Here is a 13881-nt window from a genome sequence, read left to right as displayed (position 1 = left end):
AATTAATTCTCCTCCTGGTGAGCCAGAAGCCATACCAATAGCGCCTTCTGGGCGTGAAGGCGATTCTCCGCCTCGTCGAAGACACGGGACTGGGGGCCATCTATGACCTCAGCAGTCACCTCATTTCCGCGGTACGCCGGCAGACAGTGCAAGAAGATAGCATCCTCTTTGGCACGGGCCATGGCCTCAGCGTTGACCTGATATGGCAGGAACGGGGTTCGACGATCTTTCCCATCGTCCTCCTGCCCCATCGATACCCACGTATCCGTGATGACGACGTCAGCGCCCTCAAGTGCCGCGAGGGAATCTGTCACTGTCACTTCACCGCGCTGGCGTGCACGGTCAACAAACTGCTGCTGCGGCTGAAAACCTTCCGGAGCAATGATGACCATTTCCATACCAGCGGTGGCAAAGCCGAGCATGTAGGAGTTCGCCATGTTGTTGTTGCCATCGCCCAAGTACACGGCCTTGCGGCCGGCTAGGTCCCCGAAGTTCTCGCGGCAGGTCACCAAATCCGCCAGAATCTGGCACGGATGCAGGTCATCAGAGAGAGCATTCACGATGGGAACAGTGGAGGTTTCCGCCATGTCAAGGAGATTCTGGTGCGCATAGGTGCGCCACACGATGGCCTCCACGAAGCGGGATAGCACCGCAGCGGTGTCCTGGTAGGTCTCACCTTTGCCCATCTGGGTGGACTTGGTTTCGGTGACGATAGCGTGACCACCCAATGCGGCGATACCCGCCTCGAAGGAAAAACGCGTGCGGGTCGACGTCTTATCGAACAGCACCGCTACCGACTTCGGCCCCTCAAGCGGACGCGCGGAAAAGGGGTCCTGCTTGAGTTTCAGGGCAAGGTCAAGAACCTCGACCTGCTCCTGCGGTGTGAGGTCGTCATCAGCCAGGAAATGGCGTGGACTCATCCAACTTCCTCCAATACTTTATGCAGGCGGCCAACTGCCTGCGCGAGTTCGTCATCAGTAATCACCAGCGGCGGGGTCAATCGAAGGACCTCGCTGCTCGGGGCGTTGAGGATGAGTCCGTACTGTAATCCCACGGCCGCAGCCTCCTTCGCCACCGGTTTATTTAATACAACACCTAGCATAAGCCCTCGCCCACGCACAGAAGAGACAACCGGGGAGTTTCCCACCTCGTGTGCCAACCACTGGCCCTTCCGCGTGACCTCGTTGAGGAAGGACTCATCAACACAATCCAGTACCGCTGACGCGGCCGCGCAGGACACCGGATTTCCCCCAAAGGTGGTCCCGTGACTTCCAGGGGTAAATAGTCCCTGTGCGTGTCCTCGCGCAATTGTGGCCCCAATCGGCATACCAGCGCCCAAGCCCTTGGCCATAGTAATTACGTCTGGGAGAACATCCTCGTGTTGGAAAGCAAAGAAATCCCCGGTACGTCCCACGCCGGTCTGGACCTCGTCGACGATCATGAGGATGCCGTGCTCGTCACACAGCTCTCGCACCGCAGTCAAGAAGCCCTCAGGCGCCGGAATCACACCGGTCTCGCCCTGTATAGGCTCCAACACAATGGCGGCAGTATTCTCTGGGTCTTGCTCAACCAAGGTGGTGAGGTAGCTAATGTCACCATAGGTGTAGAACTCCACCCCGCCCGGAAAAGGTTCGAAGGCCTTACGCTTGCCCGGCTGACCAGTCATAGCCAGCGACCCCATCGTGCGGCCATGGAAACCGTGGTGCGCTGCGAGGATGCGGCGGCGCCCAGTCAGGCGTGCGAGCTTAAAGGCTGCTTCGTTTGCCTCAGCGCCCGAGTTAGAGAAAAACACGCGGGCATCGTTGTCCCCCAGCTTCTCGAGGAGCTTGGTGGCTGTTTCGACCACAGGTGGGCTGGCAAAGAGATTGGACACATGCCCTAGGGTGGCTACCTGTCCGCTTACTGCTTCCACGATGGCGGGGTGGGCATATCCCAATGAGCTCACCGCGATGCCCGCCAGCAGGTCGATATAGTCCTTGCCGTCCTCATCGGTGACTGTGGAGCCGCGACCGGACACCAAGGCAACCGGCGGAGTGCCGTAGGTGTTGCTCAGAACCTCGCCCCACCGTTCGGTAAGTTTCCTGTGCTCAGTCACTGTGTATCGTCCTTCCTAAAGACCGTTCCCTCGGGATAGTCCTCGCGCTTATACTCATTGGGCAGCACCATCGTTCCGATGCCGCCCATGGTGAGCAGCTCCAGAAGAACGGCGTGGGCAATGCGGCCGTCAATGACATGGGAGGCATTGACACCGCCCTCCACCGCCATCAGGCAGGACTCCATTTTGGGAATCATTCCAGAATCTAGTCCCGGCAGCAGGGTTCTGAGTTTCGCAACCTCAATCTTGGAAACCAGCGAATCGCGATTGGGCCAGTCAGTGTACAAACCTTCCACGTTGGTGAGGATGACCAGGCGCTCCGCGCTCAATGCCGTGGCTAGCGCACCTGCTGCACTGTCCGCGTTGATGTTGTAAACCTCGCCATCCTGGCCGGGCGCAATAGTGGAGACCACCGGTATCCGCCCGGCTTCGATAATGTCCATAACGGCTTCGGGGTTAACGTCCACAATCTCGCCCACCATTCCGATGTCAGTCGGCACGCCATCGACGTCCACGAGGCGCTTGCGGGCACTAAACAGTCCAGCATCCTCACCGGATGTTCCCACGGCATAGGGGCCATGGGAGTTGATGAGATTAACCAGACCGCGCCCCACCTGGCCAAAGAGCACCATGCGTACCACGTCCACAATTTCCGGCGTGGTAACCCGGAACCCACCTTTGAATTCGCCCTCAATGCCCAGCTTGCCCAGCATCTCGTTGATCTGCGGCCCACCTCCGTGCACGACGACGGGCTTCGCTCCTACGGTGCGCAGGAACACCATGTCAGCGGCAAAGGCTGCCTTCAACGATTCATCCACCATGGCGTTGCCGCCGTACTTCACCACGACAATTTTGTCGCGGTAATGCTGCAGCCACGGTAGTGCTTCCGCGAGCACAGTGGCGCGGTCCGCACTCGTCAATCCTTGAATCATCACTACTCCTCTGTTGGGCTCTACGAGCTGTACGCGGAGTTGATCTCCACGTAATCGTGGGAAAGGTCAGTAGTCCGCACGAAGGCCGAACCTGGGCCACCGGTGCCTAGATCTACGCGGACATCAATATCCGTCCCGGAAAGGTCCACATCGCGGGCACCGGGGGCACCGGTAGACCCAAGACACACCGCCTGGTCGTTGAAGAAAACCGAAATATTGTCTGGATCCATGTCAGCGTTTGCCATACCGACTGCTGCAAGCACGCGGCCCCAGTTCGGATCAGAGCCGAACATGGCGCACTTGAAGAGGTTGTCGCGCCCTAAGGTACGCGCAGCGTTGAGTGCTTGTTCGTCATTAGCCGTGCCTTCCACCGTGATCGTGACGCGCTTGGTCACGCCTTCGGCATCGGCCTGCAGTTGGTCCGCAATATCGGAGCACACAGCAAGAACCGCAGCGTCCAATTCCTCTTGACTTGGTTCGACGCTCGATGCACCCGAAGCCATGATGATGACCGTGTCATTGGTCGAGGTCGAACCATCCACATCCAACGTATTAAAGGTCAGGTCACACGCCTTGCGCAGCGCTGACTGCAGGGCTTGTGAACTGGCGGCAGCGTCGGTAGTCAGGCACACCAACATGGTGGCGAGGGACGGCGCCATCATACCTACGCCTTTGCCCATCGCACCTATGCTCCAGCCATTGCCGGAAAAGGTTGCTTCCTTGACTACCGTATCGGTCGTCATGATGGCCTCCGCGGCCGCGTTTCCATGTGCCTTATCCGCACCGAGGTTGCCTGCCACATCTTCAATACCAGCCAGGACCTTGTCCATCGGCAGCACTTCACCAATCAGACCCGTCGAGCATGCAGCAATGTCAGCCGCTGGGATGCTAGTTCGTTCGGATACCGCTGCCACCATGGCCGCAGCATCGTTGTCGCCCTGCACGCCGTTGCAGGCGTTAGCATTTCCGGAGTTATAAATGACCGCCTGAAGTTGACCATTTGCCACCGCCTCACGGGAAAGCTTCACGGGGGAGGCAACCACACGGTTTCGGGTAAACACGGCTGCGGCATCATAATTGGGACCTTGGTTAATGACGAGCGCCATATCGGGCTTGCCAGAGGGCTTAATCCCAGCAGTTGTTGCTCCAGCAATGAAACCAGCGGGAGTGGTAATCATCAGTGTGTCTCCTTGATTATGTGTGAGGTAGTACTCGAGGCTTTGCGGTGGGGCTTAAGGCGCCACGGCCGCTTGCGGAAGACCGAGGGCTTCATCCCACCCCAGGGTCAGGTTCATGCACTGAACCGCCGCACCCGCAGTGCCTTTGCATAGATTGTCCAGCGCGGCGGTAATAATCAGGCGCTGTGCATTCTCATCCACGTGCGCTTGGATATGAACCATGTTGGTGCCGACGACGTTCTGCGTTTCCGGCTGCTTTCCTTCGTCCAACACGTGACAGAAGGGCTCGTCAGCGTAATAGTTACGGAAGACCTCATGGACGCTGCGCTTATCGATGTCCCCCTTGAGCGGCGCCGTGATCGTTGCCAGGATGCCGCGGGGCAGCGGGGCAAGGACGGGTGTGAAGCTCACCGATACAGTGTCGTCGGTGAATGGCTGCAAGTTCTGGACGACCTCGGGTGTGTGTCGATGGGTTCCTCCAGGCTTATAGGCTTTGAGGTTTCCCATGGTTTCCGCGCCCAGCTGGGCAACTGACGCCTTCTTTCCAGCTCCGGAAACGCCCGTAATCGCGATGATGGAAAGCTCTGGCTCAATGAGCTTCTTCGCCACTGCTGGCAAGGCGCCTAGGGTTATCGCGGTGGGGAAACACCCCGGCACTGCAACTCGGTTGCTGCCCTGAAGTTTCTCACGGTTGCCGGGGACCTCCGGTATGCCATATGGCCATGAGCCGGCATAGTCTCCGCCGTAGTAGGCATCCCAATCAGCTTTATTGCGCAGCCGGAAATCCGCTGCACAGTCGATCACAGTGACGGACTCCCCTAGCTGCCTGCCAATCTCTGCTGAGTGACCATGGGGCAGGCCGAGGAATACGATGTCGTGTCCGGCGAGAGATTCTGGCGTGGTGTCCTCAATGACGCGGTCTGCCAACTGAGGCAGATGCGGCATGAGTTCAGACACGTGTTGCCCCGCGTTGGAATGCCCGGCAAGTGTGCCGATACGCAGTTCGCCGGAGAGATAGGCCGGGTGAGAGAGCAACAGGCGCAGGATTTCACCGCCTGCGTACCCTGTGGCTCCTGCGATTGCTACTGAAATAGTCATGGAGCTCACCCTAGCAAATAATGCAGTGGACCGTATGTTATTCAGAGAATCGGATCCCTGTTTATCTCATCTTAAGATCACCAACACCCGGAAATCACCACTTTGAGCGTGGATCTTTCCGGGTGTTGGTGAAGGAAAGGAAAGTCGAAAAGGGATAGGGAATGTATAAGGGGCGACTTAGAAGGCGCGGGAGGAGATGGAGCCCATACCTTCAGGGCCCGAGACCGCCTTCTTGCCAGCGTAACCCAAGTAGCCCTTGGGACCCACAAAGTGCAGGCCGCCCTGGTTATCGGCCACGACGGTCACCTCGTTGAACTGGTGAATCTGGCCCGGCTGCAGGTGTTTGAACTGTTCAGCCACCATGCCTTGGTTCCAGCATCCGGCGTGAGAACGGCCGGCGTAGTAGCTGAACTGTGGAACCAACTCGTTCGGCGGGTTGCACTCTGGACGGGTTTCTCGTGCACCAGAGGAAAGGCAGCTGATGTAGGTGCCGTTAACGTTGGTGGCATCGCAGGTTACTGTGCCATCGGCGTTTGAAAAGCCGTGTGTGGGGTTGGCTGAGGCCAATGGCGCTACAGCCAAAGCACCGCCGATTGCGGCAGTGGCGGCAAGACGAGAAACAAATCGCATAGCGAGGATAATCCTTTCAGTGTGGGAAACGCTGTGCCGCTTAGCTTATGGCCCAGCCCACACCAGCGCCACGGGAAGGGGATCGCTCCCCGACCTACCGTGTCCTCTGCGTTTCTCCCGGCCGCCCCATACCAGCCGCTAGGGTTAAGCGTTAGGCGCGCATCTCAGCACCCAAGCGCTGCTTTGCCAGCTCAGCAGCGGCAAGACGGTGCTCGTTAACCTCATCATCCGTCAGCGTGCGGTCACCGGCACGGAAGAGCAGCTGGAACGCCAGAGACTTTTTGCCCTCACCAAGCTGCTCGCCACGGAAGACATCGAAGAGCTCCACAGATTCTAGAAGCTCGCCGGCACCCTCTTCGACCACAAGGCGAACCTGCTCGGCAGGGGTCTCCTCGTCTACGACCAGAGCAATGTCCTGATGCAGCGCCGGGAACGAGGACAGTACCGGTGCCGGGAACTTCTCATCCAGAGGCAATGCGGTGACGTCAAGCTCCATGGCACAAGTACGCGCCGGAAGCTCAAGCGCCTCAAGGACCTGCGGGTGCAGCTCACCTGCGTAGCCTACGATGTTCTCTTCACCGTCTTGTCCGGCCACCACGATGGCCGCACAGCGGCCCGGGTGCCACGGCAGTTGCTCCGCTGCCTTCACAGTTACATCGACGCCAGCGGCACGAGCCACCTGGCGGGCGGACTCGATGGCATCGGCATAGCTGTAGGCACGTCCTGCTCCCCACGGCCCCTCGTGCTCAATATTGCCGGTGGCCACCGTTGCCACGTGCAGCGGTTGCTCCGGCAAGGTATCCAGCAGCTCAGCCACAACCTCGTCAGACGGGCGAGATTCGACCGACGGCATCGGCGAGGCTTCTGCGCGCTTAAAGGCCACCTGTTGGAGACCAAAGAGCGCAAGGTCATGGCGACCACGGGCAACGTTGCGGGCAATCGCCTCCAGCATGTTGGGCAGCAGAGTTGTGGACAGCACTGCCTTGTCTGCTTCCAGTGGGTTCTGAACGGCAACGGTCCGACGGCGAGCATCGTCCTTATCCAGACCCCACGTATCAAAGGTGTCGTTGGCGACGAACGGTGACGGCAGCACTTCGGCATAACCTGCATAAGCCAGGCCGTGGCCGATGGCGCGGCGGCGCTTTTGTGCTGGGGTTAATCCGCGACCACCTGCCGGGGTAGGAAGAACGGTGGGAATATCCTCCAAGCCCTCAAGACGCAGAATTTCCTCGATGAGGTCCACGTCCATGCCAATGTCGGTGCGCCACGTCGCTGGACTGACCTCGAGGGTCTCACCGTTATCGATGACAGTGCAACCGACCTCCTCAAGACGCGTCACGACGGTCTCGCGGGAGTACTCCACACCGGCGTACTCGCTGGGCTTGGTGGTACGTAGGGTAATGGGCTCGCGCTTGGCGATGTCCCCCACGAGCGTGCGGCCGGCTTCGATAGTGCCACCGGCGATCTGTTGCAGCAACGCGCAGGCTACGTCGAGGGCGATCTCCACAATGGCGGGGTCAACACCACGCTCGAAGCGGCGGGAGGCCTCCGACGACAGCTTGTGGCGACGCGAGGTACGGGCCACAGTAATCGGATCCCAGATAGCGGACTCGAAGTAGACGTCCGTGGTCGCATCGGAGACCTCGGAGGTCGTTCCACCCATCACACCAGCCAGGGACTGGATACCGTTGTCATCGCAAATCACCACATCACCGGCGGACAGCTCGCGTGTGACGTGGTCGAGTGTTTCGAACTTCTCCCCTTCCGCAGCATTGCGGACCACAAGATCTCCGCTCACGACGTTGGCGTCGAAGGCATGCATCGGGGCACCAAGGAGCAGCATGACGTAGTTAGTGACGTCGGTGGCAACGTTGACACTGCGCTGACCGGACAACATAAGCTCGCGCTCCATCCAGAACGGAGTGCGGGCAGTCGGATCGATGTTTGACACCTTGCGCAGGCCAAAACGTTGGGCCTTGGTCTCGTCGCGCAGGTCAACGTCGATAAGCGTGCCCTGCGCCTCCGGAACTGCCGCGGTATCAACACCGGCCACGCTCGGGTCCTGAACCACGTCCGGGAAGGTGAGATCGAAGGCCGAGGCAATTTCACGGCTAAGGCCACGGGCGGACAGCGCATAACCGCGGTCCGGGGTGATGTTGACGTCGAAGACGGTGTCAGCCAAGCCGATAATCGGGCGGGCGTCCTGCCCTACCTTGTCCGCGACCTCATCACCAAGGACTATGATGCCATCAGCCTTCGGGCCGAAACCGAGCTCGGCGGCGGAACACATCATGCCATTCGAGATGTGGTCGTAGGTCTCACGTGCGGCAATTTTAAAGCCACCCGGCAGCTCAGCTCCTGGGAGGGAGACCACGACATAGTCATTGAGACGGAAATTGCGGGCACCACAGATAATGCCCTGCAACTCACCAGTGCCGTTTGCCTGGCCAACGTTGACCTGGCAGTAACGGATTGGTTTCTTGAACTGGGTAAGTTCTTCAATCTCGACAACCTGGCCAATGACAAGCGGACCGGTCGTTTCCGGGAGGGCTTCGTAACCTTCGGTTTCAAAGCCCACGCGGACGAAGCCGGAATCGAGCTCCTCAGAAGACACGGTCCAACCAGAATGTGCGGAGCCTAGGATGCGGGTGACCCAGTCTTGGGAAATAAGCATTGTTTCTTCTCTATCCTTTCTGGGTTCTTATGCCTGCACACCGAAGGGCAGGGTGAAGCGGACATCGCCTTCGACCATGTCGCGCATATCGGTCAAACCATTGCGGAACTGCAATGTACGCTCCAGTCCCATGCCGAAGGCGAAGCCGGTGTATTCCTCCGGGTCGATGCCCACGGCACGCAGCACGTTGGGGTTGACCATGCCGCAGCCGCCCCACTCAATCCAGCCGGCGCCGCCCTTCTTGTTGGGGAACCACACGTCAACCTCAGCGGAGGGCTCAGTGAACGGGAAGTAGTTCACGCGCATGCGAGTGGTGGTCTCCGGGCCGAAGAGGACCTTGGCCAAGTGCTCCAGGGTCCCACGCAGGTGCGCCATAGTCAGGCCCTTATCCACGGCAAGGCCCTCCACCTGGTGGAAGACCGGAGTGTGGGTAGCATCCAGCTCATCAGTGCGGAAAACACGGCCCGGGCAAGCAATGTAGAGGGGTACATCGCGCTCCAACATGGTCCGTACCTGCACCGGAGAAGTGTGCGTGCGCAGCACCTGCTTGGAACCTTCCTGGCCCACGTGGAAGGTGTCCTGCAACGTACGAGCTGGGTGGTCCGGCTTGAAGTTCAAAGCATCGAAATTAAAGTACTCGGCTTCCACCTCGGGGCCGTCAGCGATTTCCCATCCCATGCCCACGAAGATGTCGGCGATGCGCTCGGACAACGCGGTAATGGGGTGGAGCGCACCGGTCTGCGCGCGGGTCGTCGGAATCGTGACGTCAACCTTCTCCGCCTTGAGCTGGGCGGCGCGGGCCTGCTGCTCAAGGACTTCACGAATCTGTGAAAAGGACTTCTCTACCTTGCCGCGGGCCATGTTCACCGCGCGGCCAGCATCCTTGCGCTGATCCTTGGGCAGTTGCCCTAAGGACTGTCGGGCCTGCGGAATATAGCCGCTGTCTCCGAGGTGCTCGCGGCGGGCAGCGGTGAGCTCCTCAAGGTCATGTGCAGCTTCAAAGGCGGCGATGGCCTTCTGCGCGGCTGCCTCGAGGGCCTCTTCGGTCAATTCGATCTGAGGTGTGTCGGACACGTGCCTAAATTACCTTCTTCTCGCACGAAAACTAACGGCAGCCATCTTACCGTGCTGCCTGACTCGTGTGGCCACCAGCCCTCCTGCGATAACGAGGCTAGTTTGCCTGCTGCTTGGCGGACTCGTAGAGGCAGATGCTGGCTGCCGTAGCAAGGTTCAAAGACTCAGCGCGGCCGAGGATGGGAATGCGCACGCGCATGTCCGCCTCATCCTTGAGATCCCCCAAACCATGCGCTTCGTTGCCAAACAGCCACGCCGTGGGCTGTGACAGGTCTGCATCAGCTAGGTCTACCTCGCCATCGGCAGCCGTAGCTAGCACCTGCATCCCGGAAGCACGTAGTTTACCCAGCACGTCCTTGATGTTGGGGTCACGGGCTACAGGAATGTGGAAGAGCGAACCTGCTGAAGCGCGCGCTACCTTGCAACCTAAAGGATCCACCGTTTCACCGGCAAAGATAACTCCATCAGCGCCCATGGCATCAGAAGTTCTAATGAGAGTTCCCGCGTTGCCGGGCTCGGAGGTTAGCACCGGAACAGATACGAGCTTGGGCTTTCCCGCCAGAATTTTGCCTGCGGTCCACAGAACTGGGCGGCACACTGCAAAGAGTCCAGTGCTCGTCGCCGTATCCGAGAGGTGTTTCGCAGCTTTGTCAGTAATCGGATGCACGTACACATCCATGTAGCTGCACGTGGTCACGATGTGTGCGAAGCGTTCTGCGGCCTTCTCCGTCACGAAGACATCCGTCGCCGCCCCCGTAGACACGGCTGCGTCCACAGCGTTTTCGCCTTCAATGATGAAACGATCAGCCTTCCTTCGGTTGGCTGCGCGGTGTAGTTTGGCGGCGTTGACCACGCGTGGGGTGCGTTCAGTAAACGCGGACGAGAAATCTAGTTCCATAGCTTTGACGGTACCCACCGACCTTGGCATTGAAAAGTCCTTCTCTGCTCGCCTGGACTGCGCAAGAGCACTGGGAATGAGGAAGGGGGACGGTGCCGAGAACCGTCCCCCCTGTGCAATCACACGTCAGGCTTAGCGCAAACCGACGCGCTGAGCCAGTTGTGTCAGTGCCTTTACGTTGACGTTAACCAAGCCTGTCTGCTGCGCAAACGCAGCGAGTGCGGCTACAACAGCGGCAAGGATTCCCATGCCTGTTGCCACACCGGCACCGAAGTTCTTGCTGCTTCCAGCATCCTTCCCTGGCTTTGGCTCCTTGGAGGGCTCGGAGGGCTTGTTGTCTTCAGACGGTGCGGGCTGAGGAGATTGCTCCGTCGTGGAATCCTCGCTCGGCTTGGCAGCGTCATTGGTCCACCACTCATCAAAGACCAGATTGGCCACCGTGGTGTTGTCAATGAAGTCACCACGCACCGGGTCAGTTCCAGCAGCATGTGCCTTGATGTCCTCGGCACCAGCGCCCTTGAAGAAGAATGGGACGAGCTGGTTGGTGTGCTGACCGGAGTACCAGCCGTGACGGGCAACCTCGTCCTTGGCACCTTCCATGGCGTTGAACTTGTTATCGGCCTGCGGGTTCTTCTCCGTCGGCACCTCATTAGGACCAGAAAGGTAGCCGGTTTCATGGTCAGCGGTCACGATGAGCAAGGTCTCCTCCCAGGAGGAGTTCTTCTCTACCCACTCGATGGCCGCATCGACAGCCTTGTTGAAGTCCTGGGTCTCTTCGATATCGCGGACTGGGTTGTTGCCGTGACCGGCCCAGTCGATGGCGCCGCCCTCAATCATGACAGAGAAACCATCCTCGTCTTGGCCCAGGGCATTAAGGGCGCCCGTGGTCATGGTGGGGAGATCAACGACATCGTTGAGCTCATCCGAATAGGGTGCCTCTGCCTCGCCCGTGCGGGAATTCTGAAGGGTGGAGCCTACCTGTGCGATGCCCCAGTACTTCTTGTCTGGTTCGACATCACCATTGACCATGCTCTTGAATTCATCGTTGGATTCGAAGTAGTTCCAGTCCAGCTTGCCCTCAGAGAGCTTGGCGTAATCCTCCTCGTAGATAAAGCTGTAGTCCGGAGTATCGAGCTTCTCGTGGTCATTGTTGTAGAAGGGGTGGCCGGCCGCCATCACGAGGTCAAGATCACTGTTCAGCATCTCCTTGGTGATGTCCTGCAGCTTGTCGCGATCCATATTGTGTGCGGCCCATGCAGCAGGTGTGGCTTCAGAGTAGGCGACCGAGGAGACAACGCCAGCAGACTTGCCTTGCTTCTTGGCGCGCTCGGACATGTTTTCTTCCTTCATGCCGTAGTGCGACATGCCAAGGATTCCATTGTTTGTCTTCACACCGGTAGCCATCGCACTGCCGGCCGCGGCCGAATCCGTAATCTTTCCCTCCATGACGTACTCATGGGTCTTCCACGCCTGCTCCGGGTCATAGGAGCCTCCCATTGGGAAGGTGGCCATAGACAAACGGTTGAATTCCTCGTAGGACTGGACAGGTTCGCCATCCATTTCCTTCAGGTTTTCATCGCCAAAAGCGCCATCAACGAGATACTTGGACTGGCCAGTCTCATAGAGGTTGGTGAGTGCCAAGTGGCCATAGCCCATGCCATCGCCGATCATGTAGATGATGTTCTTGGGACCACTGTGTCTACTTTCCGCAGCACACGCGGGGCTAACGCCCAAGGATGCGACGGACGCAGTAGTAACAACAGCCACGGCGGCGGTGGCAAGACGCGAGAGTGTCATCAGTGAAAGATTCCTTGTAAAACATAGGAGGACAATGAACACACGACACACTAGTTTTTGTTTCTGACCGCCCAGCATCCTGACTATTTATAAGAGATGAATAAATAGAAAACTGCTCGTCCACCCCGCCGCTCCCCTCACCGTGCAACGCAAAAGCCCACCAACTCCCGACGATGGGAGCGGTGGGCTCAATAACGCTTCTACGTTAGGCGCTTAGGCAGCCTTCGGAGCGTTGACGTCCTCCGGCAGTGCGGCCTTAGCAGCCTCACACAGAGCGGAGAAAGCCTCGAAGTCGTTGACAGCGAGCTCGGCGAGCATCTTGCGGTCGACCTCGATCTCAGCCAGGCGCAGGCCGTGGATGAGACGGTTGTAGGTGATGTCGTTCATACGAGCAGCAGCGTTGATGCGCTGGATCCACAGCTTGCGGAACTCAGACTTACGGGCGCGACGATCGCGGTAAGCGTAAGTCATGGAGTGCAGCCACTGCTCCTTAGCCTTGCGGTAGAGGCGGGAACGCTGGCCACGGTAGCCCTTGGCGGACTTCAGGATCGCGCGGCGCTTCTTCTTGGCGTTAACTGAGCGCTTTACTCGTGCCACAGTAATACTTCCTTATCTTGATTGTGAGTGTGTGGGGAGGGGAGCTCGGCGCTGACTATGCGCGGCCGAGGAGGCGCTTGATGCGCTTGGTGTCTGCCTTGGCAACGTCCTCGGTGCCCTTCAGGCGACGGGTACGCTTGGACGGCTTGCCCTCGAGGAGGTGGCGGCGGTTAGCCTGCTCGCGGCGCAGCTTGCCGGAGCCGGTCACCTTGATGCGCTTGGCGGTGCCCTTGTGAGTCTTCTGCTTCATGAGAATTAAATCCTTAAATCCTAAGTGGAGCGTGGTCTACTTCTTGCCTTTGCGGACAGGTCCCAGGACCATGGTCATGTTGCGACCATCCTGCTTGGGGCGCGACTCCACAACGCCGATCTCTGCGACGTCGTCAGCCAAACGCTCCAACAGGCGGAAACCAAGTTCCGGACGCGATTGCTCACGGCCTCGGAACATGATGGTCACCTTGACCTTGGAACCCTTCTCCAGGAAGCGCACCACGTTGCCCTTTTTGGTCTCGTAATCGTGATCATCAATCTTCGGACGGAACTTCTGTTCCTTCACCACAGTTTGCTGCTGGTTCTTACGGGACTCGCGGGCCTTTTGAGCCTGCTCGTACTTAAACTTGCCGTAATCCATGATTTTGGCTACGGGCGGCTTCGCGTTCGGTGCCACCTCGACCAAGTCAAGGTCGGCTTCGTATGCGAGCTTGCGAGCATCGTCAGTGCGGACGATGCCCACCTGTTCACCACCGGGGCCAACAAGACGGACCTCGGGTACTCGGATGCGCTCATTAATGCGAGCTTCAGCGCTGATTGTGGTTCTCCTCGATTGTGGGGGCTAGTAGTGCGCCTACCGTGACCACAAACGAATAAATCCCGGGTGCCACTGGCAACCGGGAGTCTCTAACAAGCAC

At 58.9% G+C, this 13881-nt stretch carries 13 protein-coding genes; all 13 read right to left on the bottom strand.

The genetic code is table 11. The features are described from left to right. Positions 1 to 2: 2 nt before the first annotated feature. Positions 3 to 920 (bottom strand): ornithine carbamoyltransferase, encoded by a 918-nt coding sequence (gene argF, locus I6J72_RS04220; RefSeq protein WP_204100036.1) that lies wholly within the window; start codon positions 918 to 920, stop codon positions 3 to 5. Continuing rightward, on the bottom strand, positions 917 to 2095 hold the full coding sequence (locus I6J72_RS04215; protein ID WP_204100035.1) for an acetylornithine transaminase: 1179 nt from the start codon (positions 2093 to 2095) through the stop codon (positions 917 to 919). The genes argF and I6J72_RS04215 overlap by 4 nt, the downstream gene beginning before the upstream one ends. Next, entirely contained in the window at positions 2092 to 3027 is a 936-nt protein-coding gene (gene argB / locus I6J72_RS04210) for an acetylglutamate kinase (RefSeq protein WP_204100034.1), read from the bottom strand. Before argB ends, I6J72_RS04215 begins: the two co-directional genes overlap by 4 nt. Positions 3028 to 3047: 20 nt before the next feature. Then, positions 3048 to 4205, bottom strand: a complete 1158-nt coding sequence (gene argJ / locus I6J72_RS04205) for a bifunctional glutamate N-acetyltransferase/amino-acid acetyltransferase ArgJ (protein ID WP_204100033.1) — start codon at positions 4203 to 4205, stop codon at positions 3048 to 3050. Between the two features lie 54 nt (positions 4206 to 4259). Further along, on the bottom strand, positions 4260 to 5303 hold the full coding sequence (gene argC, locus I6J72_RS04200) for an N-acetyl-gamma-glutamyl-phosphate reductase (RefSeq protein WP_204100032.1): 1044 nt from the start codon (positions 5301 to 5303) through the stop codon (positions 4260 to 4262). A gap of 177 nt (positions 5304 to 5480) precedes the next feature. Then, positions 5481 to 5933 (bottom strand): hypothetical protein, encoded by a 453-nt coding sequence (locus I6J72_RS04195; RefSeq protein WP_204100031.1) that lies wholly within the window; start codon positions 5931 to 5933, stop codon positions 5481 to 5483. A gap of 151 nt (positions 5934 to 6084) precedes the next feature. Continuing rightward, entirely contained in the window at positions 6085 to 8607 is a 2523-nt protein-coding gene (pheT, locus tag I6J72_RS04190; protein WP_204100030.1) for a phenylalanine--tRNA ligase subunit beta, read from the bottom strand. Between the two features lie 27 nt (positions 8608 to 8634). Then, the gene (gene pheS / locus I6J72_RS04185; protein ID WP_204100029.1) at positions 8635 to 9681 is read right to left on the bottom strand and encodes a phenylalanine--tRNA ligase subunit alpha; all 1047 of its coding nucleotides are present in this window, start codon (positions 9679 to 9681) and stop codon (positions 8635 to 8637) included. Between the two features lie 97 nt (positions 9682 to 9778). Continuing rightward, a complete protein-coding gene (locus tag I6J72_RS04180; RefSeq protein WP_204100028.1) occupies positions 9779 to 10579 on the bottom strand; it encodes an RNA methyltransferase in 801 nt (266 codons plus the stop codon). Positions 10580 to 10711: 132 nt separating this feature from the next. Further along, positions 10712 to 12376 (bottom strand): alkaline phosphatase, encoded by a 1665-nt coding sequence (locus I6J72_RS04175; RefSeq protein WP_204100027.1) that lies wholly within the window; start codon positions 12374 to 12376, stop codon positions 10712 to 10714. Positions 12377 to 12589: 213 nt separating this feature from the next. Further along, complete coding sequence (gene rplT / locus I6J72_RS04170) at positions 12590 to 12973, bottom strand: 50S ribosomal protein L20 (RefSeq protein ID WP_039675591.1); 384 nt, start codon at positions 12971 to 12973, stop codon at positions 12590 to 12592. A 55-nt stretch (positions 12974 to 13028) separates the two neighbouring features. After that, the gene (gene rpmI, locus I6J72_RS04165; protein ID WP_039675593.1) at positions 13029 to 13223 is read right to left on the bottom strand and encodes a 50S ribosomal protein L35; all 195 of its coding nucleotides are present in this window, start codon (positions 13221 to 13223) and stop codon (positions 13029 to 13031) included. A gap of 36 nt (positions 13224 to 13259) precedes the next feature. Then, positions 13260 to 13781 (bottom strand): translation initiation factor IF-3, encoded by a 522-nt coding sequence (gene infC / locus I6J72_RS04160; RefSeq protein ID WP_082013933.1) that lies wholly within the window; start codon positions 13779 to 13781, stop codon positions 13260 to 13262. Between the last annotated feature and the right edge of the window lie 100 nt (positions 13782 to 13881).

The sequence above is a fragment of the Corynebacterium sp. FDAARGOS 1242 genome (genome assembly GCF_016889985.1).
In the GTDB taxonomy this organism is placed as follows: domain Bacteria; phylum Actinomycetota; class Actinomycetes; order Mycobacteriales; family Mycobacteriaceae; genus Corynebacterium; species Corynebacterium minutissimum_B.
This window is presented reverse-complemented; position numbering and strand designations above follow the sequence as displayed.

What these genes read in the sequence shown, in the direction of transcription:
- argJ (WP_204100033.1), bottom strand. Translation starts at nt 4,205, where the DNA reads ATGATTACCACTCCCGCTGGTTTCATTGCTGGAGCAACAACTGCTGGG.
- I6J72_RS04175 (WP_204100027.1), bottom strand. Translation starts at nt 12,376, where the DNA reads ATGACACTCTCGCGTCTTGCCACCGCCGCCGTGGCTGTTGTTACTACT.
- argF (WP_204100036.1), bottom strand. Translation starts at nt 920, where the DNA reads ATGAGTCCACGCCATTTCCTGGCTGATGACGACCTCACACCGCAGGAG.
- argB (WP_204100034.1), bottom strand. Translation starts at nt 3,027, where the DNA reads ATGATTCAAGGATTGACGAGTGCGGACCGCGCCACTGTGCTCGCGGAA.
- I6J72_RS04195 (WP_204100031.1), bottom strand. Translation starts at nt 5,933, where the DNA reads ATGCGATTTGTTTCTCGTCTTGCCGCCACTGCCGCAATCGGCGGTGCT.
- pheT (WP_204100030.1), bottom strand. Translation starts at nt 8,607, where the DNA reads ATGCTTATTTCCCAAGACTGGGTCACCCGCATCCTAGGCTCCGCACAT.
- I6J72_RS04180 (WP_204100028.1), bottom strand. Translation starts at nt 10,579, where the DNA reads ATGGAACTAGATTTCTCGTCCGCGTTTACTGAACGCACCCCACGCGTG.
- argC (WP_204100032.1), bottom strand. Translation starts at nt 5,303, where the DNA reads ATGACTATTTCAGTAGCAATCGCAGGAGCCACAGGGTACGCAGGCGGT.
- rpmI (WP_039675593.1), bottom strand. Translation starts at nt 13,223, where the DNA reads ATGAAGCAGAAGACTCACAAGGGCACCGCCAAGCGCATCAAGGTGACC.